Source organism: Flavobacterium sandaracinum, from assembly GCF_004349135.1.
GTDB classification, from domain to species: Bacteria; Bacteroidota; Bacteroidia; order Flavobacteriales; family Flavobacteriaceae; genus Flavobacterium; species Flavobacterium sandaracinum.
In genome coordinates this window covers 93,483-118,306 of sequence record NZ_SMFN01000011.1, presented here as the reverse complement: position 1 = coordinate 118,306, position 24,824 = coordinate 93,483, and the positions used below count along the sequence as shown (strand labels likewise).

The following is a 24,824-nucleotide window of genomic DNA, read 5'->3' as shown; positions in this document are numbered from 1 at the left end:
TTAAAATTCGGAAATAAATTTGAGCTTAATTTAAATCATTTACAATCAGTACAGCTGTTTTTTCACTGGCTCCAATTCCGCCTAATTGCTCTTCTAGTAACGCATATTTTTCTAAAAGCGTATTGCGATGGTCCGTTTTTAATATTTTTTCGAGTTCTTCCCGAATGCGTTTTGTAGTGCATTCGTCTTGAATTAACTCAGTTACCACTTCTTCATCTAGGATCAAATTCACTAATGAGATGTATTTCAACGTGATGATTCGTTTCGCGATTTGGTAGGAAGCCCAACTGCCTTTATAACAAACAACTTCAGGAACTTTGAATAATGCCGTTTCCAGTGTTGCGGTTCCGGATGTGACTAACGCTGCAGTTGCATTTCGCAATAAATCATAGGTTTTGTTTGAGATGAATTTTATGTTTTCTTGCGTGATAAAATCTTTATAAAAAGAAAATTCCTGACTAGGCGCACCCGCAATTACAAATTGATATTCGGGAAAATCTTTTACAACGCTTAACATTACACTTAGCATTTTAGTGATTTCCTGCTTTCGGCTGCCGGGTAAAATAGCGATAATTGGTTTGTCGTTTAATTGATTTTCTTTTCTGAAAAGAATGGGATCAACTGCTGGTTGGTTGTGAATGGCATCAATCAGTGGATGACCAACAAATTCCACTGGGAAATGATGTTTGTCTTCGTAAAACTTTTTTTCGAAAGGCAAAATCACATACATTTTATCAATATCGCGCTTAATATCTGTAATTCTACTTTCTTTCCAAGCCCAAATTTGTGGAGAAATATAGTAATGAGTTTTCATTCCCAATGTTTTGGCCCATTTGGCAATTCGCAAATTAAAACCAGGATAATCAATGAATATAAGAACGTCAGGCTGAAATGCAAGAATGTCTTTTTTACATATTTTAATGTTGTTCAGAATCGTTTTTAAATTAAAAATCACTTCAATAAATCCCATGAATGCTAATTCACGATAGTGTTTCACTAAAGTTCCGCCGACATTTTTCATTAAATCACCGCCCCAAAACCGGATGTCAGCAGTGGGATCTTTTTTGTACAGCTCTTTCATCAAATTTGAACCGTGTAAATCACCTGAAGCTTCTCCCGCAATTATATAATATTTCATGTTTTTTCGATTTGGAATTTTTAAGATCAAACGGATAAAATCATTTTTGTTGGAATCATTTTATACAGTTGCAAAGATAAACTTAAATAAATAAAGTGAGTATCGCCAAGGCAATGACTGCCAAAACTACCCCGCGAGCCATGATTTCTTTATTCATTTTGAGTAAAATTCCAAATGCTATCAGCGTCAAGATCGATCCCAATGTGATTAGCTTTCCTAAATTACCTTGAGATTTCATGATTTCAATTCCACCGATAAATGTGAACTCCGTAAAAAAGGTTATAAAGAGATACGATCCAATCAAAGTTGTTGCAATCCCGATTAAAAATCCGAGCAATACGTCTTTTTTATTCATTCCATTTCCAGGTATTAAGTTGCTGAATAGCGTGATGCGCAGTCAAGTCAAATTGCACAGGTACTACAGATACAAAACCATTTTCTAAAGCCCATTCATCTGTATCTTCTCCTTTGTCTTGGTTTACAAATTCGCCTGCAAGCCAGTAATAGTCTCTTCCTTGCGGTGTTTTTCTTTTATCAAATTTCTCTACCCAGATTGCTTTCGCTTGACGGCAAATCCGAATCCCTTTGATGTCTTCTTCTTTTAATTTTGGAAAATTAACATTCAAAACTACGCTTTCCGGAAGTCCGTTTTCAAGAACCTCTACCGATATTTTACGTATAAAAGATTTTATGGCGTCGAAATCCGCATTCCAATCGTAATCCAATAACGAGAACCCAATAGCGGGAATTCCTTCAATTCCTGCTTCAACGGCGGCACTCATTGTCCCGGAATAAATCACGTTTATGGATGAATTTGAACCATGATTCACACCCGAAACACATAAATCTGGTTTTCGTTTTAAAATTTCGTTAACAGCCAGTTTTACACAATCAACAGGGGTTCCGGAGCAACTATATTCTAAGAAAGGATCGTTGTCTTTAGATAATTTATTCAAATATAACGTGCTGTTGATGGTAATGGCGTGACCCATGGCGCTTTGTGGTGTATCAGGCGCAACCACAACAATTTCTCCTAATTCAGCCATAACCGATATTAAAGCTCTAAGTCCTGGCGCAGATACACCATCGTCATTTGTTATTAAAATTAAAGGTCTAGATTTTTTCATTGGTATTTTGGCAAAAAAAGATTAATTTTTATGATATTGATAGCAAATGTAATGACACAGAATGGGATTAAGTAAACAAAAGATAAAAATTTGTTATCTTGAATCATTTAGCTTAATAAAAAAAAACTATTTTATATCTTTAACAAAAAATTAGGGGAGCTCTGCTACTGTTGGCATAGTTTTTACCGTACATTAGAATAAAAATTCATGAATACTATTCTTAACTTTATGAAAAGAAATTATAAAATTATACTCGTTGTCGTATTTATTTCGGTGACTTTGTTTGCATTTAAAATGAATTCGCCAAAAGCAAATGATCCTGAAAAAGACAAACTACTTTTGGAATTGTTAACTTTTGTTATTGAAAAAGGACATTATAGCCCAGCAACAATTGACGATGCTTTTTCGAAAGGCATTTATAAGGATTATATAGAAGCATTGGACCCATCCAAAAGATTCTTTATGCAAGCTGATATTGATGAATTTTCAAAATTTGAGTTGCAATTGGACGATCAGTTATTGAATAAAGATTTGTCTTTTTTCAATCTGACTTATGATCGTTTAATGAAAAGAATGAAGGAAAGTACGAACATCTATAAAGAGGTTCTAAGTAAGCCTTTTGACTACAGTATTGATGAAAGCTTCAATATTGATTATGAGAAAGCGCCTTATCCTAAAAACGCTAACGAACTAAATGATAAATGGAGAAAACAAATCAAATTGTCTACACTTTCTTCTCTTATTGATAAACAAAAATTAGAGGAGGACAAGAAAAAAAATGATCCTAAATATAGTATAAAATCCTTTGATGTTTTAGAGAAAGAAACGAGAGAAAGTTCAGCTAAATCGCTTGATGAGTATTTTGGTTTTATAAAAGATTTGGATAGAAACGATTGGTTTTCAGTTTATATAAATTCTATAACGGCCCGTTTTGACCCGCATACAAACTACTTTGCGGCTGAAGAGAAAGAGCGTTTTGATGTGAGTATAAGCGGTAAGTTAGAAGGTATAGGTGCGCGTTTACAAAAGAAAAATGATTTAACGGAGATTTCAGAGCTTATTTCTGGCGGTCCAGCGTGGAGAGGAAAGCAGTTGGAAGCCGGTGATTTAATTATGAAAGTGGCACAAGGAAATGGCGAAGCTGTAGATGTTGTTGGGATGCGTCTTGATGATGTGGTGAAAAAAATAAAAGGACCAAAAGGGTCAGAAGTTCGTCTTACCGTTAAAAAAGTGGACGGAACCATCAAAATTATTTCAATAGTTAGAGACATTGTAGAAATCGAAGAAACGTATGCAAAATCCAGTATTGTAAACAAAAATGGATTAAAGTACGGAGTGATTTATTTGCCTAAATTTTATATTGATTTTGAAAATGCAGATGGAAGAGATGCCGGAAAAGATATTGCCATTGAAGTCGATCGATTAAAGAATGCAGGTGTAAACGGAATCGTATTGGATGTTCGGGATGATGGTGGTGGATCTTTGTCTACTGTTGTTGATATTGCAGGATTATTTATCGAACAAGGACCAATTGTTCAGATTAAATCAGCAGGTAGAAAAAAAGAAGTATTGTACGATCGAGATAAAAAAATTGAATGGGACGGCCCATTAGTGATCATGGTGAATAGTTTTTCTGCTTCCGCTTCTGAGATCTTGGCAGCAGCCATTCAAGATTATAAACGAGGAATCATTATTGGAAGCAAACAAACCTATGGTAAAGGAACGGTGCAAAATGTGATTGATTTGAATCAATTTGTGCGTAGTAGTTCTGTTGGTGATTTAGGTGCTATTAAAACGACCACTCAAAAATTCTATAGAATAAATGGTGGCTCAACTCAATTAGAAGGCGTACGCAGCGATATTGTTATGCCGGATCGTTATGCTTATCTAAAAATGGGTGAGCGTGATGTAGATAATGCAATGCCTTGGGATAAAATTGATCAAGCAGAATATACTGTTTGGGAAAAAAATACCAACTTTAATAAAGCCATTGCGAATAGTAAAAGCAGAATTAGTGCTAACTCCCAATTTCAATTAATTGAAGAAAATGCGAAATGGATAGACAGTAGAAGCGAAGAGAATGTTTATAGTTTGAATATTGATAAATTCAAAATCGCTCAATCTGAAATTGAAGAGAAAGCAAAAAAATACAAACCTATTGTAGACTATAAAAATTCATTGACTTTTACATCATTGCCTTATGAGACGGATGCGATGAATAAAGATGTTACTTTGAAAGAAAAGAGAGAGAGATGGCATGAAGCTTTGTCTAAGGATATTTATGTTGAAGAAGCCCTTAATGTTTTAGATGATTTACAATCGAAATCAGTTTCTAAAAACAGTATACCTGTTAAGATTAAAAAAGATAAACTGGCTAAATCTTAAGTAGTTTTTATAGAAGGTTTAAGTCTTAATACTAAAAATGCCCAATACATCTTGAAGAATGTATTGGGCATTTATCTTTTTAAGATTGTAAGGCACATTGTTTAGAATTAAAAAAGTAAGTTGATGTTGTGAATTTAAAATGTAGCTTGGCTTAATGGTAGCTATTAAAGACCGTGTTAATTGTAAATTACCATTTAATTTTAAACGAAAATCTACACTTGTAGATTGCGTTAAATTAGCAATTAGATGAATACATTTATTATTTCTATCTTTTGTTCTAAGGAAACACAGCAACAAATAAGATTAGTTACTGTATAATTTATTTTAAGTTAAAGCTGTTGAATTACCACTCGTTTACTTTATTGGCATCCATTTTTATAAATATAAATAACAAAATTGTAAATCCCCAAAGTCCTGAACCTCCGTATGAAAAGAAGGGCAGCGGAACGCCAATCGTTGGAAAAATACCCACAACCATAGCGATATTTACAAAAAAGTGCATAAATAAAATTCCTGCAACACAATAGCCGTACACCCTACTGAATTTTGTTTTTTGCCTTTCGGCCAAATAGATTATTCTAAGTAGCAAACCAGCAAAAAGTGCTATGACTACCAAAGAACCTGCAAAACCCCATTCTTCGCCCACTGTTGTGAAAATATAATCGGTGTGTTGCTCAGGAACAAAACCTCCTTTAGTTTGTGTCCCTTCCAGAAATCCTTTTCCCAACCATCCGCCTGAACCTATGGCAATTTCAGATTGATTGGTATTATATCCAATGCCTTTCATGTCGACCGTCTTCCCTAAAAGGATATTAAAACGATCCCTGTGATGTTGTTTAAATATATTGTCGAATACATAGTCCACGGAGAGAACGAATCCTGAAATTAACACTAATAGAATGCTGCTCAAAATGATATTTCTATCTGCTAATCGAGATTTAAAGTGGACCATAATTAGTACCGCTAATGCAATGAGAATTACATATTGGGGTTCTAATACCAATGTTAGTACAAACAGAAAAATAGTTACAAATCCAGTCCAAACATACCAAGAAGGAAGTCCTTCACGGTATAGAACGATGATGAATATACTATAGATTAATGCACTCCCTGGATCGGGTTGGGGCAAGATAAGTAAAATTGGTAATATGATAATTGCTAGCGCCTGCCATTGTCGGGCAACATCTTTAAGATTGATTTGGGTATCGCTTAAATATTTTGCCAATGCTAATGCAGTTGCTGCTTTTGCAAATTCAGAGGGCTGTATCGTAAAACTTCCTATGGCATACCAACAACGTTGTCCTGCGATCGTTTTTCCAAATAAAAATAAACCCGCTAATGTTAATAATGAAATCCCAAAAATGATACTCGCATATTTCTCGTAGAATTTCCCGTCAACCGACAGCACAACGAAAATTAAAGGAATCGTTAATACGATGAAAATCAATTGTTTTTCATAAGTATCTTCCATTGATGATAAGGAAGACGAATAGATGTTTAGCCAACCCAAAATAACTAATAGCGCATAAATGATGATGCTTATCCAGTCAATATTATTTGTTATACTTTGGTTTTTCATCAGGATTTAATAGCTTGTTTTTATACTTTGGTAGAGTCTATTTTTACTTTTACAGTTGGAATTATTGTTTTCTTTTTTAGAAGAGAATCACTAATTCTCAATTGTAATTTTACCGCTTCAGAAAGTCCGCCTAATTTGGCATATCGACCTTGTAAACTTGTTGTAAGTATTCTTTTTTCTAAATCTAGTCTAGTGATTTTTTGTCTGAGGTATTTTTCGATCATTAAGCTTGCAATTGGTCCTGCAATTGTTGCTCCATAACCTCCGTTTTCTACCATTACAGCTATTGCAATTTTTGGATTGTCTTTTGGGGCAAAAGCTACAAAAATCGAATGATCTTCCATTTTTACTCGAATTCCGCCAATTTTAGCAAAATTTTCTGCTGTACCTGTTTTTCCGCAAATATCAATTCCTTCAACTCGCAATGATCTAGCTGTCCCTAAGTTGTAAACATCAAATAAACCGCTGATAATTGGTGCGAAAAATTTTTTATCAATTGTCGTTACATGTTTTGTGGTAAATTTTTCGTCAATTTTATGACCTTCAATTTTTTTGATGATATGAGGCGTATAATAGTATCCTTCGTTAGCTACTGTTGCCATCATATTTGCCAGTTGAATAGGTGTCATAAGCACTTCACCTTGTCCAATAGAATTAGAAACAATAGTAGTGCTTCGCCAGCCTCCGTTAGGATAGATGCGTTTGTACGTTTTTGAATCTGGTACTTTTCCTCTTTTCCCAGTCGGTAAATCGTACCCCATGAATTGTCCCAATCCAAAACTTTTCACATGATTACTCCAAATATCAACTGCTTGTGCGGGTTTTGCATACTTATTTATCGTTTTCATGTAAGCGGTTGCGAAATAAGAGTTGCAAGACTCAAAAATACCTCTATGCAATTGAAGCGCACCTCCATGACAATGGCATCCCATAAAACGGCCTCTCGCATAGCTAAAACCTCGATTGCAAAACACAGTAGAATTGGCATCAATAACGCCTTCTTGTAGCGCTACAAGTCCAGTTAAAATTTTGAATGGCGAACCAGGGGGGTATTCGGCCAGTAAGCCTCTGTCATAAAGTGGTTTTGCTATAGAATCACGGTACAGTTCAGTATAATTTTTAGATCGTTGTCTTCCCACTAATATTCCTGGGTCATAAGAAGGAGCAGTAACAAGGGCTAATATTTCGCCAGTTCTTGGTTCGATTGCAACAATTCCACCTCGTTTATTGATCATTAACTCTTCGCCGTACTTTTGAATTTCAGCATCGATAGTGAGATTAATATCTTCTCCTTGAACTGCGATAGTGTCATATTTTCCATCTTTATAAGAGCCAATTTCCCTATTGTATTTGTCTTTTTGAATGTATTTTACGCCTTTTATTCCACGTAAAAGATCTTCATAACTTTCTTCAACGCCTTGTCGTCCTATTAAATCCCCACTGTTGTAGTAGGGGTTTTTAGTGACTAATTTTTCATTCACCTGAGTGATAAATCCAAAAATATTTGCTCCAAAGGTGACTTCGTAATCTCTAAGAGAACGTTTTTGAACATAAAATCCTTCGTATTTTCTTATTTTTTCTTGAAATGCAGCAAATTCACTTTTGTTTAACTGTGATAGAAAAACAGAGGGAAGGCGCGGGCTATATATTTTAGCTTTTTTAATATTTTTGATAAAAGATTCTTTGGTAATATTTAGTAATTGGCAAAATTCCAAAGTATCTATTTTTTTTACTTCTCTAGGGATTACCATAATGTCATAGGATGCCTGATTGGCTACTAATAACTTTCCTTTTCTATCGTAGATGTAACCTCTTTCGGGATATTCAAATTTCTTTTTAATTGCATTATTTTCCGATTTTAATTTCAAGGTATCGTCAACCACCTGCAAATAAAATATTCGCATCACAAGTAGCGTAGTAGCTAGAATTATTAAAGACGGCAGTAAGGCTTTTCTCATCTTTTATTTGGCTTAATAAGATATATGATGATGATACAAATAATAATCGTAAAAACAGTACTTAATAATGTGGTAATTAAGGTGTCTAAGATGTAAGATATTTGAAATGCTTCCAGTAAAAACAAGGTAAAGTGATGAATAATGACCGATAGTAATATAAATGAAAATCGTTGTGGTGTCAAAACATCATTTAACTTTATAGTTTGATATTCATAACTTAATCCGAACGCAAATTTAAAAATTGAAGGCCTGAAATAGGCTAAAACTAAACAAGCCGTAGCGTGCGTTCCTCCAGAATTACTGAATAAATCCATGATGATTCCAAGTAAAAAACTGGCAGCCACCAAGCCTGATTTGTTGCCATTTACCGGGTATAATATAATGAATAAAATATATGGAAATGGGCTGATGTACCCCAAAAAATTCATATTGTTGAATATGATGATCTGAATAGCCAGCAGCAGAATAAATCGGAAAATATTGACTAACAAGGTGCTATTCATCTTTTTCTCTTTTTTCTAGATTCTTAATTTCTTCGCGATCTTTACTTTTTAGAATGTACACATGGCCTAAATTGGTCATGTCGTTAAAAAGTTTTACATCTAAGGTATAAAAGTTGGTTTGCGTATCTCTATAGATTTTTGCGATAGTTCCAATGTTGATGTTTTCAGGAAAAATAACTGATTGTCCACCAGTAACAATGGTGTCCCCAATCTTTATCAACGCTAATCTAGGAAGATCTGTTAGTTGCACAAAACCGGTGCTTTTGCCATTCCAATTTAATGAACCAAAATGGTTTGACTTTTTAATTTTAGCATTAATTTGTGTTCTTTTATTCAAAATACTTATTACTGTCGAGTATTTTGCGGAGGTGTTTTCAATGATTCCTATGATCCCTAAATCGTTTATTACTCCCATGTCTGGTTTTATACCCTCTAATTCTCCTGAGTTTAATGTCAGGTAGTTTTCATAAACGTTATAGGAGTTTTTTATGACTTTAGAAACAACTATATCTTCTGATTTCACTCCTTTCAGACTGTCTAGTTTTTTTAGAGCGAAAGTATCTTTTTGATTAAATAAAAGACTTTTTAGCTTTGCGTTTTCCAATGCAAGAGCTTCATTTTGCGTTTTTAAATTTAAATACTCATTTAGGTTATTCACTTTTTCATAAACGCCGCCACTTAAGAAATTAGCAGAACTTATAATTTTGCTTCTGTGGAAGGAATGGGATTGAATCGTAAGTGCTAACGATGTACCCAAAAGCAGCAAAAACAGTATTCTGTTACTGTTTTTAAAAATAAAATTAAATATTTGCTGCATTGTTTAAAGTTAAATATTTAAATAAATCAAAAATCAAATTCTAAATTCCATTCTACTGACAAAATGTAGTAAAATTCGAATTTAGAATTCTTTTTTTGTTATTTTATCAGGATACTTTTAAATTTTACTATGTTTTTAAGTGCCATACCGGTTCCTCTGACAACAGCTCTTAATGGATCTTCAGCAATGTATACAGGTAAATCTGTTTTTTGCGAAATTCTTTTATCAAGACCTCTTAACATTGATCCTCCGCCAGCAAGATAAATACCTGTATTGTAGATATCTGCAGCTAATTCTGGGGGTGTTTGAGATAAGGTTTCCATAACGGCATCTTCAATACGTTGAATAGACTTATCTAGTGCTTTTGCAATTTCTCGGTACGAAACTTCTACTTGTTTTGGTTTACCAGTCAATAAATCTCTACCTTGAACAGACATGTCCTCTGGGGGAGTTTCTAAATCTTCGATAGCAGCACCAATTTGAATTTTTATTTTTTCAGCAGTTGTTTCTCCAACAAAAAGATTGTGTTGAGTACGCATGTAATAAACGATATCATTTGTAAACACATCACCAGCAATTTTTACTGACTTGTCACATACAATTCCTCCTAACGCTATTACTGCGATTTCAGTTGTTCCACCACCAATATCAACAATCATATTTCCTTTAGGTTGCATAATGTCAATTCCAATACCTATTGCCGCAGCCATAGGTTCGTGTATCAAATAAACTTCTTTACCATTCACTCTTTCGCAGGATTCTTTTACCGCTCTCATTTCCACTTCGGTAATTCCAGAAGGAATACAAACCACCATTCTCAGTGCGGGAGTAAACATTCTTTTCTTTAATGCTGGAATGCTTTTTATGAATAAGCTTATCATTTTTTCGGAAGCATCAAAATCAGCAATTACACCATCCTTCAAAGGTCTAATCGTCTTAATGTTTTCATGTGTTTTACCCTGCATCATGCTGGCTTCTTTACCTACAGCAATGATTTTGCCCGATATTCTATCGCGGGCAACTATTGAAGGGCTGTCAATTACTACTTTATCATTGTGTATGATTAAAGTATTAGCGGTACCAAGGTCTATCGCAATATCCTCGGTCATGAAATCAAAAAATCCCATAAGTTTTTTAAGGGTTAAAATGTTATAAATTTGAAACGAGCAAAGTTAAACAAATTAATGTTTAAAATGACGCGTTCCCGTAAATACCATTGCAACTTTATTTTCGTTGCAATAGTTGATGCTCAATTCATCTTTAATAGATCCACCAGGTTGAATTACCGCTGTTATTCCTGCATTTTTAGCTATTTCCACACAGTCTGGGAAAGGAAAAAAGGCGTCACTGGCCATTGATGCTCCTTGTAAATCAAATCCAAAATTTCTAGCTTTTTCAATGGCTTGAAGTAAGGCATCAACTCTGGATGTTTGTCCTGTGCCTGAAGCAATAAGTGTACCGTTTTTTGCAAAAACAATCGTGTTGGATTTTGTGTTTTTACAGATTTTTGAGGCAAATATTAAATCTTGAATCTCTTGATCTGAAGGCGTAGTTATAGTAACGGTTGTTAACGCTTGTTTATTGTCAGTGATGTTGTTTCTTTCCTGAACTAAGACTCCGTTTAAGCACGTTCTTACTTGTTTTTGTGGCAAAGCCACCTCATTTTGCACTAATATAATTCGGTTTTTCTTTTCTTGTAAAATCGTTGTAGCTTCAGCATCATATTCTGGAGCAATTACAACTTCACAAAACAGTTTGTTTATTTCAGTAGCAGTTGCGATATCAATTTTGGTATTGGAAATCAAAACACCACCAAAAGCTGAAGTTGGATCACAAGCAAGTGCTGCTAAGTACGCTTCGTTAATTGTAGTTCTTGTAGCTAAACCACAAGCATTGTTGTGTTTTAATATGGCAAATGTGGGTCCGTCATTTTTGAATTCATTAATCAAATTTACGGCAGCATCTACATCTAATAAATTGTTGTATGATAATTCTTTTCCGTGAACTTTGTTGAACATAGCATCAAAATCGCCAAAGAAAAATCCTTTTTGATGTGGGTTTTCTCCATATCTTAAAACTTGGCCACCTGCGATACTTTCTTTATAAATGGTTTCGTCAGTGTTGAAGTAATTAAAGATAGCGGTGTCATAGTGAGAAGAAACATGAAATGCTTTAGTTGCCAACAGTTTTCTGTCTTCCAATGTCGTTGCGCCATTTTGCTCCGTAATCATGTCTAGTAGTAAACTATATTGATCTACTGATGCTACGATGACAGTGTCTTTGAAATTTTTTGCAGCAGCGCGAATTAACGATATACCACCAATATCAATTTTTTCAATGATATCGGCTTCAGCTGCTCCTGAAGCAACCGTTTTTTCAAAAGGATATAAGTCAACGATAACCAAGTCAATTTGGGGAATGTTGAACTCTTGCATTTGTTGAACATCACTTTCATTATCTTGACGATTTAATATTCCTCCAAAAACTTTAGGATGCAACGTCTTGACTCTACCACCTAGTATTGAAGGGTAGGAGGTCACATCTTCTACTGGGATTACAGGAATTCCTAAGTTTTTTATGAAATCTTCTGTCCCACCGGTAGAATAAAGTGTAACATTTTGACTGTTTAGTTGTCTTACTATAGGTTCTAATCCCTCTTTTGAAAAAACAGAGATTAAGGCCGATTGAATTGTTTTAGTTGTGCTCATTATGTAGTTATAGTTATAAAATGCAAAAATAGTTTTTTAATGTCAAAATAAAGCCATTTGAAATTGAGATAATTATAATTTTTGTAGCTATTTCATAGGCACGATCAAAATAGTAGCGTAACACGGTAACGAAACGCTTTTTCATTAGGTTTTTGATTAATATTTATTCAATTTTACTTTAACACAAAACAGATTGTATGCTAGTTTACCTTCGATTATTAAAAGAGAGTTTTGGTTTTGCAATGAATGCATTGACAAATAACAAGTTAAGAACCTTGCTTTCTTTGTTAGGAGTTACCATAGGAATTTTTTCGATTATTGCAGTACTTGCTGCGGTAGATTCATTAGATAGGAAAATCTCAAAAGATTTGAGCGGTTTGGATAAAAATACTATTTATTTAATCAAGTTTTCTTTTGGCCCTTCTGAAATTCCACAATGGAAAAGAGAACAATTCCCTAATGTTAAGTACGATGAATATACTTATATGAAAGGAAGTATGACTAATACAGATCAAATGGCCTATCAAATATTTACTAGAAGAGAGTCTATTAAATATGATTCTAAAACGGTTAGTGCTATTAATATTGTTCCGGTTTCTCATGAATTTATAGACATTCAGGGTCTTGAATTCGAAAAAGGACGTTTTTACAATGAATCCGAAGCTAATTCGGGAGCTACGGTCATTGTTTTGGGAAATGAAATTGCAAAATCCTTATTTGAAGATGCGGAGCCCATTGGGAAAAATGTGCGTTTGTATGGCAAACGTTTTACGGTAATAGGGGTTCTTAAAAAAGAAGGTTCTGGTTTATTTGGTGATAGTAATGATACGTCTGCTTATATTCCGGTCAATTTTGTCCGACAATTGTATGGAGATAATAATACGTCTTTAACCAATGTTATTATTTTCAAGCCACAAAAAGGAGTAGATATGGAAGCTTATAAAGGAGAGATATCTCAAAAATTAAGAAGCTTTAGGGGTTTGAAAGCAGGAGAGATTGACAATTTTTTTATTAATGTGTTCTCCGGTTTTACCGATCTTATTGATGGTATTTTGGGACAAATGAACCTTGTAGGATGGATTATAAGCGGTTTTTCCTTACTTGTAGGGGGTTTTGGGATTGCTAATATTATGTTTGTTTCTGTAAAAGAAAGGACTAATCTTATTGGGATCCAGAAATCATTAGGGGCTAAAAATAGATTTATTTTGTTTCAATTTTTATTTGAGGCAGTTATCCTTTCAGTTATTGGAGGTGTAATTGGACTTTTATTGGTTTGGATTATTTCTGTTGTTTTAACAAAAGCATTAGATTTTGAATTCGTTTTAGGTATGGGTAATGTTATATTAGGAACTGGATTAGCGGCTATAATTGGATTGATCTCAGGGATACTTCCTGCTATTGCAGCATCTAAATTAGATCCGGTGGAAGCAATTAGAACCGGGATGTAAATTCTAATCTAATTTCTAAATTTTATATACAAACGGCTTTCAAATTTAATTGAAAGCCGTTTTAATTTGTAGCTTATTTTAATCAAAAAATCCCGATTGCTCGGGATTTTATTTATCTAATAACGTTGTTTTGAATCAAGTCGATGTATAAGTTAATCTTATCTTTCAATTCTTTTCTAGGAGTTATAAAGTCTAAGAAACCATGTTCAAGTAAGAACTCAGCAGTCTGGAAGCCTTCCGGTAAATCTTTACCAGTGGTGTCACGAACTACTCTGGGTCCTGCAAATCCTATTAATGCTCCGGGTTCAGAGATGTTGATGTCTCCTAACATTGCGTAGGAAGCGGTAGTTCCTCCTGTGGTTGGATCCGTACAAAGTGAAATGTAAGGAAGTTTAGCTTCGGCAAGTTGAGCTAGCTTTACAGATGTTTTGGCTAATTGCATTAACGAATAAGCTGCTTCCATCATTCGGGCTCCTCCTGATTTTGAAATCATTACAAAAGGCAACTTGTTTTTAATGGCGTGATCTATACCTCTTGCGATTTTCTCTCCTACCACTGCTCCCATAGAACCACCAATAAAGGCAAAATCCATACAGCAAATAACTACCTCTTTTCCTTTTGATTTTCCAACTGCGGTGCGTACTGCATCCTTCAGTTTGGTTTTCTCCATAACATCTTTTAAGCGATCCGCATATTTCTTGGTATCTACAAAATGTAAAGGATCTTTGGAAGTCATGTTTTTATCCAATTCAACAAATTCATTATTGTCAAATAAAATTTGGAAATATTCAGCACTCCCTATTCTAACGTGAAAACCATCTTCGGGACTTACAAATAAGTTGCGGGCGAGTTCGTCGGCATCAATAATTTTTCCAGTAGGCGATTTGTACCAAAGTCCTTTTGGAATATCCATTTTGTCTTCGGTAGCAGTGGTAATCCCTTTTTCTTTTCTTTTAAACCAAGCCATATTTATTGTTTTTGTTGTTTCAGGTTTAAGGTTTAAAGTTTTGAAACCTTAAACCTGAAACTTTAAACTTTTTATTATAATGTATTCACGTTGTTCAAGTCAGCAAATGCTTGTTCTAGTCGTGTGTTGAAAGTAATTTCACTTTCACGTAACCATTTTCTCGGATCGTAATGTTTTTTGTTTGGAGCATCAGCACCTTCTGGATTTCCAATTTGAGTTTTCAAATAGTCGATGTTTTTTACCATATAGTCACGAATACCTTCTGTAAATGCAAATTGTAAATCAGTATCAATATTCATTTTTATTACACCGTAGCTAATGCCTTCTCTAATTTCCTCCAATGTAGAACCTGATCCACCGTGAAAAACGAAATCAACTGGATTGTGTCCTGTGTTGAATTTATTTTGAACGAAATCTTGAGAATTTTTTAAGATTTTTGGAGTCAATTTTACATTTCCTGGTTTGTAAACTCCATGTACATTACCAAAAGCAGCAGCAATTGTAAATCTTGGACTTACTTTAGAAAGTTCCTCGTATGCATAAGCAACTTCTTCTGGTTGTGTGTATAATTTTGAGCTGTCTACATCTGAATTGTCAACACCATCTTCTTCACCACCAGTGATACCCAGTTCAATTTCTAATGTCATTCCCATTTTGCTCATTCTTTCTAAATATCCTTTACAGATTTCGATATTTTCTTCGATTGGTTCTTCAGATAAATCAATCATGTGAGAAGAGAACAAAGGTTTTCCGGTTTTAGCAAAATGCGCTTCTGAAGCATCTAACAAACCATCAATCCAAGGCAATAATTTTTTTGCACAGTGGTCAGTATGCAAGATTACGGTTGCTCCGTAAGCTTCTGCCAAAGTATGAATGTGTAATGCACCTGCTATTCCGCCAGCGATTGCTGCTTTTTCACCAGCATTCGAAAGTCCTTTTCCAGCGTTAAATTGTGCTCCTCCATTAGAAAATTGAATGATCACTGGTGCGTTTAACTTTGCTGCAGTTTCAAGAACGCCATTGATAGTATTTGATCCCGTAACGTTTACTGCCGGAAGTGCAAATCCTTTTTCTTTTGCATAATTAAAAATTTCTTGAACCTGATCTCCTGTAGCTACGCCTGGTTTTATATTGTGTGCCATTGTACTTTTTTTAGTTATTTTTTTAGTTTTTAGTTTTGCAAAAATAAGAATTAATTAGCATTAGAATGGATAATTTATTCCAAAATTTAAAACGGAGTTCGAAAAGTTGTATTCTCTAAACCATCTTTTGTTGGTTTCATTAGCTGGATTGTACGTTTTAAATCCTAAATCAAAACGAATCACAAAAAAGCTTAAATCATACCGAATTCCAAATCCGGTTCCCAAAGCCATATCTTTCAAGTCACTGAAGCTCGTAAATGTGGACTTCTCATCCACGACATTATCCAATACGTTCCAGATGTTTCCGGCATCGGCAAAAATAGCTCCTTTTAAACTTCCTAAAAGTTTAAAGCGGAATTCGCCACTAATAGCTATCTTCATGTTTGCTTCATTAAAATCATCCAAAGCACCACTGCTACCAGGCCCTAAACCATAGGGTTGCCAGGCTCTGTTGTCATTTGATCCTCCGGAAAAGTAACTCCTAGAAAACGGAATATAATTAGAATTCCCAAACGGAATAGCAATTCCAAAAAAGGATCTGAAGGCTAGAATTTTTTCTTTCGATAAATCCCAATGCTTAATATAGTCAAATTCCGTTTTTATATATTCGGAATATTCTAAATTGAATATTTCGTAATTGCCACTAACGTTTTTCTTTTGATTTGTACTTTTTGCAAAAGCAGATAGAATGGTTCCTGCAGATTCTATTTTGGTTTTGAAAAGGTAAAAATTATTATCTGTTAAATCTTTTTTTGTTGTTTTTGAAAAAGTAAAACTGGTTGCTAAAATGAAATCATTCTCTGTAAGTCTCAGTCTTCGTTCTTCAATACTTTTTACGGACTCGACATCTGCGGCTTCTAATGGTTTTAAAAAAGTTGCATTACCAGAAAGGACATCATTTGTAAAACCGCGTGTGCCTTGCTCAATTAGTAAATCTTTGTCAATGGCATTGTTGTAATAAGATGTATTCGTATTGTATGCTTTGCTTATTTCATTCAAAGCATTGTAGGAAGATCCGTAAACATTAAAATAATTGGTAGGATTTAAATTTCGTACAAATTGTGTATTAAAAAGATCAAATCGTGCTGTTTGATTTATTTTTGGAGTCCAATTATAGGAAAGTCCTCCTGTGAAATTTTCTTTATCTAGACCAATATTTCTTTGTTTTGCAAAACCAACGGTTATTAAAGTAGAGGGAATCATACTTTTGGCAATGATTTTATCGGTATTAAATGGCATAAAAATTCTTGGAATATTTAGTTTTAAATCCAAACCATATTCGGAAACATTGAAGAAATTATTTTTTGGATTTGCTAAATCTTTTGAAGAACCAATGTTGCCACGGGCTGCAATTTCCAAAGTTTCAGCACCATTAAATACATTTCGAATCGTCTCTGATACACTTAGTCCAATACCAAAATCTTGAATGTTTGAATGCGTTACGTCCAGCGTAGTTCCAAAACTGTATTTTTTTCTTGGAGTCAAATATACTTTGGCAATTAATGACTGCGCGGTGGTGTCTCTTTTGTCAACTTCGTATTGTATCGACGGATAATTGAAAATTTTAAGATTATTCAGATAGCGCGTTGTTAAAACGGTTTTATTGTCTGCATATAAGCCTCCTTTAGTGATGAAAATCGCATTAGTAATTGCTTTTGGTTTGTATTTCAACTTTTCCTGACTGTACAGATTAAAGTTTTTATAGGTGGTGCTGTCTTTAATATTCAATGAGCTACTACTGGGAGAATAATCAGTATATATATTCACATCGCTTATTTTGTATATTTTAAAAGGTTCGGTTTTAGTAGAATCGCCGTCTTGATAGGAATAATTAGCGATCATTAAGGTTATGTTTGCCTGATTCATTTTTTTAATAGTATCAATATCAAAAGTTACATAATTTGGCTGGAAGTTGTAAACACCATTATTTCTGAAATTTGTGGTAATACGGTTTTTTTCATTGTCGAAATCTTCTGTTTTATATTGATTACCAGATTTTACAAAAGTGTTAAATTTATTTATTTGATACAAGGAATCTAAAACCGGGGTTGCAATAGTCGCTCGTAACGAATCTAAAAAATAAGCATTTCCAGGTGTTATTGCATATTTAATTGTAGCCTTTTTTACCTTCAAAGTATCTATTGTGTAAGCGGTTTGTACATTGAAAAAACCATTGTTGAAATAGTAGTATTTTAAACGGAGCAATGATTTGTCTGCCCTTTCCTTGTCAATAATTATAGGAGGTTCCCCAGTTTTTCTCAAAAAATCATGGATTCCGTGATACCAGAATGATTTGCCCAAGCGATTGACCTGCTTCTCTGACAACCATTTTGATTTTCTTTTAAATTTTTCAGGATTATTTATAAACTTAGCCTGGTAGGTTGAATCTGGATTCAGATTGGCTAGGTTATACAGATTTAAACGCAAGCGATATCCTAGTAAAGTGCTATTGGGTTTCTGGGACAGTTGATTAAAAATATTTTCTTCTTTGATTACTTTGTCGTTTACAGTAATTTCGTTTTTCGTAAGCAGTAGTTTTCCTTCCGGAACTCTTTTTACAGCGTTACATGCACAAATTAGTATTGCAATTACGATAAATGCAGTTATTTTTGTATAAATTTTTTTCAAGTGTTCTAAAATATTTAATTCAAAAGTACATTATTTTATGGTTAGTAAAAACCAAATAAAGCTTATAACGAGTTTGCAGCAAAAAAAATATAGAATTGCCAATAAATTATTTTTTGCCGAAGGTGTAAAAGGAATTCAGGAGCTACTGGATTCTAATTTTGAATTGGAACATTTGTACACGACTCAAAACGATTTCGACCAAGTATTCAAGGAAAAAAAAACCATCATTCTAGAATCCGATTTAAAAAAAATCAGTGCGTTGACGACGTCTAATACCTGTTTAGCCCTTTTTAAAATGCCTTTAGAAAAACCAATTCAGGAAACCGGTTTGATCGTAGCACTAGACTCAATAAGGGATCCAGGAAATTTAGGAACCATATTGCGCTTGTGTGACTGGTTTGGTATTCAGCAAGTTTTATGTTCAAAAGAAACAGTAGATTTATTTAATCCAAAAGTGGTTCAGGCTACTATGGGATCTATAGCTAGAGTCAATGTAAATTATATTAATTTGGATGCTTTTTTGACGAAGACTACACTGCCAGTTTTTGGAACTTTTATGGATGGTGCCAATATCTATAAATCGGTCTTGCCAGAGCAAGGAGTTATAATTATGGGTAATGAAGCCAATGGGATTTCTGCTTCTCTTGAAAAATTAGTTCAAAACCGCCTTACAATTCCTCGTTTTGGGAATCTTCAAAAAACAGAAAGTTTGAATGTAGCAACCGCAACGGCTATAGTATTAAGTGAATTTCGCCGAGCTTAGTTGGTTTTGATGAAACGAATGCTTTTGCCAGTCTACTAGAATTTACTTCCTAATGGAAAGAAAAATTGATAAATACGGCTCTGGTTTTTAGCGATTCTATGTTTCCTGTCCAAGGACTGTTAGGATCGTTATCTCGAATTAATTCATCATTGATGCCAAAAACACCTCTTATTGACGGTGAAAATATAAAGTACTCTGAAAAAAGATCAATTCCAAAACCCAGTTCGTAGTTAGTGGTCCATGATTTTACACGAAAACGTTGCTGTAAATTATCATCCATTATTTTTGCATTGCTGGATAAATTTAAAGTAGCAGACAATCCTCCCAATGCGTAAGGACGGATATTTCCAGTTCTAAGCGAGGAGAGTTTCAATAATAAGGGGAAATGGATGTACGTGCTGTTTATTTCTCTTAACGCATCTCCACTATTGGCAAAATTCGGATAATTTAAATCTCTTTTGGTGTAATATAGTCCGGGTTCAAATCGCAAGTTAATGTATTCCTGTAATTTTAAATCACCTATGATTCCTACATTGAAACCCGTGGTTTTTGTAACGAGAATATCCGGGGTTTCTGTTTTATAATCGATCTTAAAATCATAAGAATTGAAACCCAAATAAAAGCCATAGTAGACTCTTTTTTTTTGAAAATTCTCTAAATTAACAATAGGATCTCTACTAAAGATGTTTTTAGACCTTTGAGCATATCCATTTAGCATACAGGCAAAAAAGAGTAAGGCAAATATTTTTTTCATGTTTAGACTAAAATCTTCTGTATTATTTTTTAGTAGCGGAATAAATAGTAGCTACTCCAAAAGTTTGAGGTAAGGCTACAACATCTATAAACCCAGTTTTTCTTAAAATATTGTTTAAAGCCTCTCCATAAGGAAAAGCCGCCGCAGATTCTGATAAATATCCGTAAGCAACGTCATCCTTAGAAAATAATTTCCCAATTATAGGTAAGATATTTTTACTGTAAAAATTATACCCTTGTTTGTAAGGTGTTTTATCTGGTACCGATGTTTCTAAAATTACAAAAACACCATTTGGTTTCAAAACTCTTAAAATTTCAGCTAATCCTTTTTCTAATGTTTCAAAATTACGAACGCCAAAGGCAACTGTGATGGCATCAAAGTAGTTGTCTTCAAAAGACATGTTTTCGGAGTCGCCAAGCACCATTTCAATAGTAGAAGATAGATTTTTTTGAATAATTTTTTTCTTACCTACGTCCAGCATTCCAGCAGAAATATCTAAGCCAATTATTCTTTCGGCCTTAGTCTGTGCCATTAGGATTGCTAAATCTCCTGTTCCGGTTGCAATATCTAAAATTATTTTTGGATTGGATTTAGAGACTATTTGTAATACTTTTTTTCGCCATTTTAGGTCAATTCCAAAAGAAATGACACGATTTAAATTGTCATAATTTCCAGAAATTGTGTCAAACATTTGCGCAACCTGTTCTTTTTTGCCTAAGGCTGAATCTTTATAGGGAGTTATCTTTTGGGACATCTTTTTTTGTTTGTACAAAGATAGGATAAACTTGATAAACTTAAAATGGGTTTTAAAAATTAGAATTAAGTTTTATTCACACTCCGTTTTTAGGTTTTATAGGGCTAAAATAAGGTACTTAAAAAAAAACGGGTTTTAATTGAAATATCACTAAAAGTGGGTATTGTAACTCTGGTTTTTATTAATCAATTTTGGTGTTCAAGAAAGTAACCATATTATATGATTAAAAAAGAGTCGATGAGCCAAATCAAATGGATATTTTTAGCGCTAGTTATCTCATTTGTTCTTGTAAGTTGTTTTGAAAGTACTGTTTTACAAAATAGTATTGTATTTAAAGCGCAACATACGTTCTTAGGATTAAATTTGTTTTTGGAAATTTTAATTTTTTTCGTCTTTAGTACCTTCGTGGTATTTGGTATTAAGGGCTTTTTTGAGATGTATTCTCAAAAAACATCAAATATTATAATCTCCATTTCTGGAGCACTATTAGTATTTGTAATTTTTATTTTATGTTATCAAATACTCTTCCAAGACTAGGTCATTTCTTTAAATCAGTGGTTAAAACAAAAACATCCCGTAAAAAGGATGTTTTTTTTGTTTTATTTTCTAATGAAAGTTAAATAGGTATAATCATATTTGTGCTTTTCGTCCTTTTCATTAATTTCGGAAGCTTCAATTTTCCATTGTGTATCACTAATTTCAGGAAAAAAAGCATCAGCTTCAAAACGTGCATGTACTCTCGTAAGTTCTATTTTATCCGCATAAGGAAGTCCTATAGTATAAATTTCGCCACCTCCTATAATAAACGAATCTTGGTCTTCAGGGCATGCCTTCAGTGCTTTTTCAATATTGTCAACAATTATACAGCCTTCGGCTTGATAGTCTTTTTGTCTTGTAACAATAATATGAGTTCTGTCTGGTAATGGTTTTTGGAGGCTCTCAAAAGTCTTCCGTCCCATTATAATATGATGGCCAGATGTCAGTAACTTAAATCTTTTGTAATCATTTGGCAAGTGCCAGACTATTTTATTATCTTTTCCTAATGCGTTATTCTCGGCAGCTGCCGCAATCATTATAATCATAGTTTTGTACTATTATTTGATTCGTCGTTTTCTATCTGAATCTGTAATTTTTCTACTTTCTTTTTCTGCAAAGCCACAAGGCGGTCTATTTGTTCTCTTTCCCAATCTTTATTCATAAATCGATCGGTGATGAAAATTTTGATAAAATGTAGAATAAAGAGAAACAACCATATTGTAATAATCCAAAGATACCAGTCAGTAACCACAGTACTATCAAGGAAATTATGGGCTACAAACAATAGTAAACTTCCTAAAACGAAAAGAACAAAATGATAATACAATCGTTTCTTTTGTTTTATTCTTCTTCTCGCATACTCATATTGTTCGTGTATTTCTTTTTCCATCAATCTAATTTTAGTTTATAAAGATAAAATTTATTTTTGAAAGTCGCTATTTTGGCTCTGTATTATTTTGGGAGGATGTGTTTTTTGATTTTCGAATAGTAAATTTTAGCTGCTTTAAATTCTTAATTTATCTATAAATTAACATAGTTTAGGGTATTCTATTAAATCGTCGCGCTGTCTATTGTAACTTCAATATGTTTTATTTACTTTGTTTCAGAAACTTAAAAATGAAATAGTTATGTCGATTAAAAAACAATTTGTAAAAACAAAACCCGTTTGTAAAGTTACCTTTTCAGTGAAAGCAGAAGGTGCAAATCACGCCTCTGTTATTGGAGATTTCAACAATTGGAATGTAGCCGAAGGTGTTTTAAGTAAATTAAAAAATGGAACTTTTAAAGGAGTTTTTGATATAGATAAAGATGCTGCTTATGAATTCAAATACCTGATTGATGGAACCTTTGTTAACGAGCCAGAAGCAGATTCTTTTAAGTGGAATGAGTTTGCCGGAAATGAAAACGGTGTTTTAGTAGTTTAACTAAAACACCGTTTTATTTGTTATATTATACTGCAACACTGCCTTTTATTGGAGGATGTGGGTCATAACCTTCTAGTGTGAAGTCTTCATAATCAAAGGCGAAGATGTCTTTTATATTGGGATTCAAAATCATTTTTGGTAATGGTTTAGGTTCACGAGACAATTGCAAATCAAGTTGTTCAAAATGATTGTTGTAAATGTGTGCGTCACCAAAAGTGTGAATGAATTCGCCGGGCTGTAAGTCGCAAACCTGTGCAATCATCATGGTTAGTAATGCGTATGAAGCAATATTAAAAGGAACGCCTAAGAAAATATCAGCACTTCGCTGGTACAACTGACAGGATAACTTACCATCCGAAACATAAAACTGAAAAAAGGCGTGACAAGGAGGTAAAGCGGCTTTATTATTGGCTACATTTTCATCAAATGATTTTGTAGTGTCAGGAAGCACCGAAGGATTCCAAGCCGAAACCAACATTCTGCGGCTGTTTGGATTGGTCTTTAGTTCTTTAATTAGATCGGAGATTTGGTCAATTTCTTCACTATTCCAATTGCGCCATTGGTGCCCATAAACAGGACCTAAATCGCCATTGGCATCAGCCCAAGCATCCCAAATTTTAACGCCGTTTTCTTGAAGATATTTAATATTGGTATCCCCTTTTAAGAACCAAAGTAATTCATAGATTATAGATTTCAGGTGTAGTTTTTTAGTGGTAACCATTGGGAAACCCTCAGACAGGTCAAAACGCATTTGGTAACCAAATACACTTTTTGTACCCGTTCCAGTACGGTCACCTTTTTGACAACCGTTTTCCATTACGTGTTGCACTAAATCTAAATATTGCTTCATTGTATCTTTATTCTGTTGTTCCGTAAACGGTTTTAGTTTTTGTATATTTTTCCGTCCTTCATTACAAATACTATCTTTTCTAGTGTTTTGATAGTTGTTAAAGGGTTTTCATCAACAGCTATAATATCTGCCAAAAAGTTTTCTTTGATTTGACCTACTTCATTTCCAATGCCTAATAACATAGCATTAGTTGTGGTTGCTGATTGAATAGCAGCTAATGCAGGCATTCCAGCGTCAACCATGTAGCCAAATTCTTTTGCATTTGTACCGTGAGCAAAAACTCCAGCATCGGTTCCAAAAGCAATTTTCACTCCTTTTTTGTATGCTTTTGCAAAAGTAGCTTTAATTTGTGGTCCAACTTCTCGGGCTTTAGGAACCACTATTTCAGGATAAAAACCATTAATTTCTGCATTTTTTTCAACTTCTTTTCCCGCCGTTAAAGTAGGAACTAAATAAGCATCGTATTTTTTCATTAATTCCATAGTCTCTTCACTCATAAAGGTGCCGTGTTCAATGGTTTTTATACCGCCTAATATGGCTCGTTGCATTCCTTCATCACCATGGGCATGTGCGGCAGTAAGCATATTGTAATCTTTGGCAGTTGTTGTTATTGCTTTGATTTCGTCTAAAGAAAACTGAGGGTTTTTACCGCTTTTTGCAACACTTAAAACGCCACCAGTAGCGGTGATTTTAATAACATCAGCCCCTTCTTTGTAGCGTTCTCTTACTGCTTTTACTGCTTCTTCAGGTGAATTGATTACGCCTTCATGTGGTCCTGGATCGCCTACGAGTTTTCGGTTGCTTCCGTTGGTTGGATCAGCGTGGCCACCTGTTGTAGCAATAGACTTTCCTGCAGTAAATATTCTTGGACCTTTTACGATTCCTTTATTAATAGCATTTCTTATGGAGATATTAACGCCAGTTCCTCCTAAATCACGTACGGTGGTGAATCCGGCTAAAAGGGTTATTTCTGCACAACGAACGGCTTGAAATGCAATGTCTGCTTCATTGTCTAAGTATTTTGACATGTAACTTCTTGTGTCGTGTTCGCCTTCAATGTGAACATGCAAATCGATAAGACCAGGGAGGACATATTTGTTTTTCAAATCTACTTCTATGTCTTCAGAATTTGTTTTAAGCACAAACCCCTCTTGGATTCTTACGATTTTATTTTTAGAAACAACTATGGTTTGGTTGGATAACTCTTTGCCAGACTGTGTGTTTAGAATTTTCCCGCAGTGTAAATAATAATCTTGAGCGAATATGACTGTAGAAATAAATAAGGTAACGGCGGTTAAGACAAATTTGGTTTTCATAGATTAGTTTTAAAACAGTTGACCAT

General features: G+C 34.0%; 22 protein-coding genes. 4 read left to right on the top strand and 18 right to left on the bottom strand.

Translation table 11 applies throughout. The features are described 5' to 3' along the window. Positions 1–25: 25 nt before the first annotated feature. The 3 genes from lpxB to surE all read right to left on the bottom strand — a co-directional run bounded on the left by lpxB (position 26) and on the right by surE (position 2,265). The gene (gene lpxB / locus E0F91_RS10685; protein ID WP_132066533.1) at positions 26–1,138 is read right to left on the bottom strand and encodes a lipid-A-disaccharide synthase; all 1,113 of its coding nucleotides are present in this window, start codon (positions 1,136–1,138) and stop codon (positions 26–28) included. Between the two features lie 82 nt (positions 1,139–1,220). Beyond that, on the bottom strand, positions 1,221–1,493 hold the full coding sequence (locus E0F91_RS10680) for a hypothetical protein (protein ID WP_132066532.1): 273 nt from the start codon (positions 1,491–1,493) through the stop codon (positions 1,221–1,223). Further along, entirely contained in the window at positions 1,486–2,265 is a 780-nt protein-coding gene (gene surE / locus E0F91_RS10675; RefSeq protein WP_132066531.1) for a 5'/3'-nucleotidase SurE, read from the bottom strand. Before surE ends, E0F91_RS10680 begins: the two co-directional genes overlap by 8 nt. A gap of 207 nt (positions 2,266–2,472) precedes the next feature. Between surE and E0F91_RS10670 the strand changes: the two genes are divergently transcribed. Next, positions 2,473–4,650, top strand: coding sequence for a carboxy terminal-processing peptidase (locus E0F91_RS10670; protein WP_132066530.1), 2,178 nt, complete (start codon positions 2,473–2,475; stop codon positions 4,648–4,650). Between the two features lie 343 nt (positions 4,651–4,993). On the opposite strand, the gene rodA is transcribed toward E0F91_RS10670, so the two are convergent. From rodA to purH, 6 genes are all read right to left on the bottom strand, one after another. Continuing rightward, a complete protein-coding gene (gene rodA / locus E0F91_RS10665; RefSeq protein WP_132066529.1) occupies positions 4,994–6,229 on the bottom strand; it encodes a rod shape-determining protein RodA in 1,236 nt (411 codons plus the stop codon). Between the two features lie 20 nt (positions 6,230–6,249). After that, positions 6,250–8,187 (bottom strand): penicillin-binding protein 2, encoded by a 1,938-nt coding sequence (gene mrdA, locus E0F91_RS10660; RefSeq protein WP_132066528.1) that lies wholly within the window; start codon positions 8,185–8,187, stop codon positions 6,250–6,252. After that, on the bottom strand, positions 8,184–8,690 hold the full coding sequence (locus E0F91_RS10655; RefSeq protein ID WP_132066527.1) for a rod shape-determining protein MreD: 507 nt from the start codon (positions 8,688–8,690) through the stop codon (positions 8,184–8,186). The genes mrdA and E0F91_RS10655 overlap by 4 nt, the downstream gene beginning before the upstream one ends. Beyond that, positions 8,683–9,507 carry a rod shape-determining protein MreC gene (gene mreC / locus E0F91_RS10650; RefSeq protein WP_132066526.1) on the bottom strand — a complete coding sequence of 275 codons (825 nt, stop codon included), beginning with the start codon at positions 9,505–9,507 and terminating at the stop codon, positions 8,683–8,685. Before mreC ends, E0F91_RS10655 begins: the two co-directional genes overlap by 8 nt. Before the next feature lie 98 nt (positions 9,508–9,605). Next, positions 9,606–10,634, bottom strand: coding sequence for a rod shape-determining protein (locus E0F91_RS10645; RefSeq protein ID WP_091204281.1), 1,029 nt, complete (start codon positions 10,632–10,634; stop codon positions 9,606–9,608). Between the two features lie 54 nt (positions 10,635–10,688). Further along, the gene (gene purH, locus E0F91_RS10640; RefSeq protein ID WP_132066525.1) at positions 10,689–12,215 is read right to left on the bottom strand and encodes a bifunctional phosphoribosylaminoimidazolecarboxamide formyltransferase/IMP cyclohydrolase; all 1,527 of its coding nucleotides are present in this window, start codon (positions 12,213–12,215) and stop codon (positions 10,689–10,691) included. Positions 12,216–12,412: 197 nt separating this feature from the next. Here purH and E0F91_RS10635 point away from each other — a divergent pair, with 197 nt between their 5' ends. Beyond that, entirely contained in the window at positions 12,413–13,663 is a 1,251-nt protein-coding gene (locus E0F91_RS10635) for an ABC transporter permease (protein ID WP_132066524.1), read from the top strand. Between the two features lie 112 nt (positions 13,664–13,775). Here E0F91_RS10635 and accD read toward each other — a convergent pair whose 3' ends face one another. The 3 genes from accD to tamL form a co-directional block, all read right to left on the bottom strand. Continuing rightward, positions 13,776–14,630, bottom strand: a complete 855-nt coding sequence (gene accD, locus E0F91_RS10630; protein WP_132066523.1) for an acetyl-CoA carboxylase, carboxyltransferase subunit beta — start codon at positions 14,628–14,630, stop codon at positions 13,776–13,778. Positions 14,631–14,704: 74 nt separating this feature from the next. Then, positions 14,705–15,772 carry a class II fructose-bisphosphate aldolase gene (gene fbaA / locus E0F91_RS10625; protein ID WP_132066522.1) on the bottom strand — a complete coding sequence of 356 codons (1,068 nt, stop codon included), beginning with the start codon at positions 15,770–15,772 and terminating at the stop codon, positions 14,705–14,707. Between the two features lie 60 nt (positions 15,773–15,832). Next, positions 15,833–18,400 (bottom strand): translocation and assembly module lipoprotein TamL, encoded by a 2,568-nt coding sequence (gene tamL / locus E0F91_RS10620; RefSeq protein WP_132066521.1) that lies wholly within the window; start codon positions 18,398–18,400, stop codon positions 15,833–15,835. A gap of 37 nt (positions 18,401–18,437) precedes the next feature. Between tamL and E0F91_RS10615 the strand changes: the two genes are divergently transcribed. Continuing rightward, positions 18,438–19,163 (top strand): TrmH family RNA methyltransferase, encoded by a 726-nt coding sequence (locus E0F91_RS10615; RefSeq protein WP_132066520.1) that lies wholly within the window; start codon positions 18,438–18,440, stop codon positions 19,161–19,163. Between the two features lie 49 nt (positions 19,164–19,212). On the opposite strand, the gene porT is transcribed toward E0F91_RS10615, so the two are convergent. The 4 genes from porT to E0F91_RS10590 all read right to left on the bottom strand — a co-directional run bounded on the left by porT (position 19,213) and on the right by E0F91_RS10590 (position 22,097). Beyond that, on the bottom strand, positions 19,213–19,917 hold the full coding sequence (gene porT / locus E0F91_RS10610; RefSeq protein ID WP_132066519.1) for a type IX secretion/gliding motility protein PorT/SprT: 705 nt from the start codon (positions 19,915–19,917) through the stop codon (positions 19,213–19,215). 22 nt (positions 19,918–19,939) lie between these two features. Next, positions 19,940–20,671 carry a bifunctional demethylmenaquinone methyltransferase/2-methoxy-6-polyprenyl-1,4-benzoquinol methylase UbiE gene (ubiE, locus tag E0F91_RS10605; RefSeq protein ID WP_132066518.1) on the bottom strand — a complete coding sequence of 244 codons (732 nt, stop codon included), beginning with the start codon at positions 20,669–20,671 and terminating at the stop codon, positions 19,940–19,942. A 599-nt stretch (positions 20,672–21,270) separates the two neighbouring features. Continuing rightward, positions 21,271–21,753 carry a dihydrofolate reductase gene (locus E0F91_RS10595; protein WP_132066516.1) on the bottom strand — a complete coding sequence of 161 codons (483 nt, stop codon included), beginning with the start codon at positions 21,751–21,753 and terminating at the stop codon, positions 21,271–21,273. Next, positions 21,750–22,097, bottom strand: coding sequence for a 2TM domain-containing protein (locus E0F91_RS10590; protein ID WP_132066515.1), 348 nt, complete (start codon positions 22,095–22,097; stop codon positions 21,750–21,752). The genes E0F91_RS10595 and E0F91_RS10590 overlap by 4 nt, the downstream gene beginning before the upstream one ends. Before the next feature lie 238 nt (positions 22,098–22,335). Here E0F91_RS10590 and E0F91_RS10585 point away from each other — a divergent pair, with 238 nt between their 5' ends. After that, a complete protein-coding gene (locus E0F91_RS10585) occupies positions 22,336–22,632 on the top strand; it encodes an isoamylase early set domain-containing protein (RefSeq protein ID WP_132066514.1) in 297 nt (98 codons plus the stop codon). Positions 22,633–22,657: 25 nt separating this feature from the next. On the opposite strand, the gene E0F91_RS10580 is transcribed toward E0F91_RS10585, so the two are convergent. After that, entirely contained in the window at positions 22,658–23,482 is an 825-nt protein-coding gene (locus tag E0F91_RS10580) for a thymidylate synthase (RefSeq protein WP_132066513.1), read from the bottom strand. A gap of 32 nt (positions 23,483–23,514) precedes the next feature. Beyond that, positions 23,515–24,798 (bottom strand): metal-dependent hydrolase family protein, encoded by a 1,284-nt coding sequence (locus tag E0F91_RS10575; protein ID WP_132066512.1) that lies wholly within the window; start codon positions 24,796–24,798, stop codon positions 23,515–23,517. Positions 24,799–24,824 lie beyond the last annotated feature (26 nt).

What these genes read in the sequence shown, in the direction of transcription:
- E0F91_RS10595 (WP_132066516.1), bottom strand. Translation starts at nt 21,753, where the DNA reads ATGATTATAATGATTGCGGCAGCTGCCGAGAATAACGCATTAGGAAAA.
- E0F91_RS10575 (WP_132066512.1), bottom strand. Translation starts at nt 24,798, where the DNA reads ATGAAAACCAAATTTGTCTTAACCGCCGTTACCTTATTTATTTCTACA.
- E0F91_RS10655 (WP_132066527.1), bottom strand. Translation starts at nt 8,690, where the DNA reads ATGAATAGCACCTTGTTAGTCAATATTTTCCGATTTATTCTGCTGCTG.
- fbaA (WP_132066522.1), bottom strand. Translation starts at nt 15,772, where the DNA reads ATGGCACACAATATAAAACCAGGCGTAGCTACAGGAGATCAGGTTCAA.
- E0F91_RS10645 (WP_091204281.1), bottom strand. Translation starts at nt 10,634, where the DNA reads ATGGGATTTTTTGATTTCATGACCGAGGATATTGCGATAGACCTTGGT.
- surE (WP_132066531.1), bottom strand. Translation starts at nt 2,265, where the DNA reads ATGAAAAAATCTAGACCTTTAATTTTAATAACAAATGACGATGGTGTA.
- E0F91_RS10580 (WP_132066513.1), bottom strand. Translation starts at nt 23,482, where the DNA reads ATGAAGCAATATTTAGATTTAGTGCAACACGTAATGGAAAACGGTTGT.
- rodA (WP_132066529.1), bottom strand. Translation starts at nt 6,229, where the DNA reads ATGAAAAACCAAAGTATAACAAATAATATTGACTGGATAAGCATCATC.
- mrdA (WP_132066528.1), bottom strand. Translation starts at nt 8,187, where the DNA reads ATGAGAAAAGCCTTACTGCCGTCTTTAATAATTCTAGCTACTACGCTA.
- E0F91_RS10615 (WP_132066520.1), top strand. Translation starts at nt 18,438, where the DNA reads ATGGTTAGTAAAAACCAAATAAAGCTTATAACGAGTTTGCAGCAAAAA.
- ubiE (WP_132066518.1), bottom strand. Translation starts at nt 20,671, where the DNA reads ATGTCCCAAAAGATAACTCCCTATAAAGATTCAGCCTTAGGCAAAAAA.
- E0F91_RS10590 (WP_132066515.1), bottom strand. Translation starts at nt 22,097, where the DNA reads ATGGAAAAAGAAATACACGAACAATATGAGTATGCGAGAAGAAGAATA.
- E0F91_RS10670 (WP_132066530.1), top strand. Translation starts at nt 2,473, where the DNA reads ATGAATACTATTCTTAACTTTATGAAAAGAAATTATAAAATTATACTC.
- accD (WP_132066523.1), bottom strand. Translation starts at nt 14,630, where the DNA reads ATGGCTTGGTTTAAAAGAAAAGAAAAAGGGATTACCACTGCTACCGAA.
- mreC (WP_132066526.1), bottom strand. Translation starts at nt 9,507, where the DNA reads ATGCAGCAAATATTTAATTTTATTTTTAAAAACAGTAACAGAATACTG.
- purH (WP_132066525.1), bottom strand. Translation starts at nt 12,215, where the DNA reads ATGAGCACAACTAAAACAATTCAATCGGCCTTAATCTCTGTTTTTTCA.
- lpxB (WP_132066533.1), bottom strand. Translation starts at nt 1,138, where the DNA reads ATGAAATATTATATAATTGCGGGAGAAGCTTCAGGTGATTTACACGGT.
- E0F91_RS10635 (WP_132066524.1), top strand. Translation starts at nt 12,413, where the DNA reads ATGCTAGTTTACCTTCGATTATTAAAAGAGAGTTTTGGTTTTGCAATG.
- E0F91_RS10680 (WP_132066532.1), bottom strand. Translation starts at nt 1,493, where the DNA reads ATGAATAAAAAAGACGTATTGCTCGGATTTTTAATCGGGATTGCAACA.
- E0F91_RS10585 (WP_132066514.1), top strand. Translation starts at nt 22,336, where the DNA reads ATGTCGATTAAAAAACAATTTGTAAAAACAAAACCCGTTTGTAAAGTT.
- porT (WP_132066519.1), bottom strand. Translation starts at nt 19,917, where the DNA reads ATGAAAAAAATATTTGCCTTACTCTTTTTTGCCTGTATGCTAAATGGA.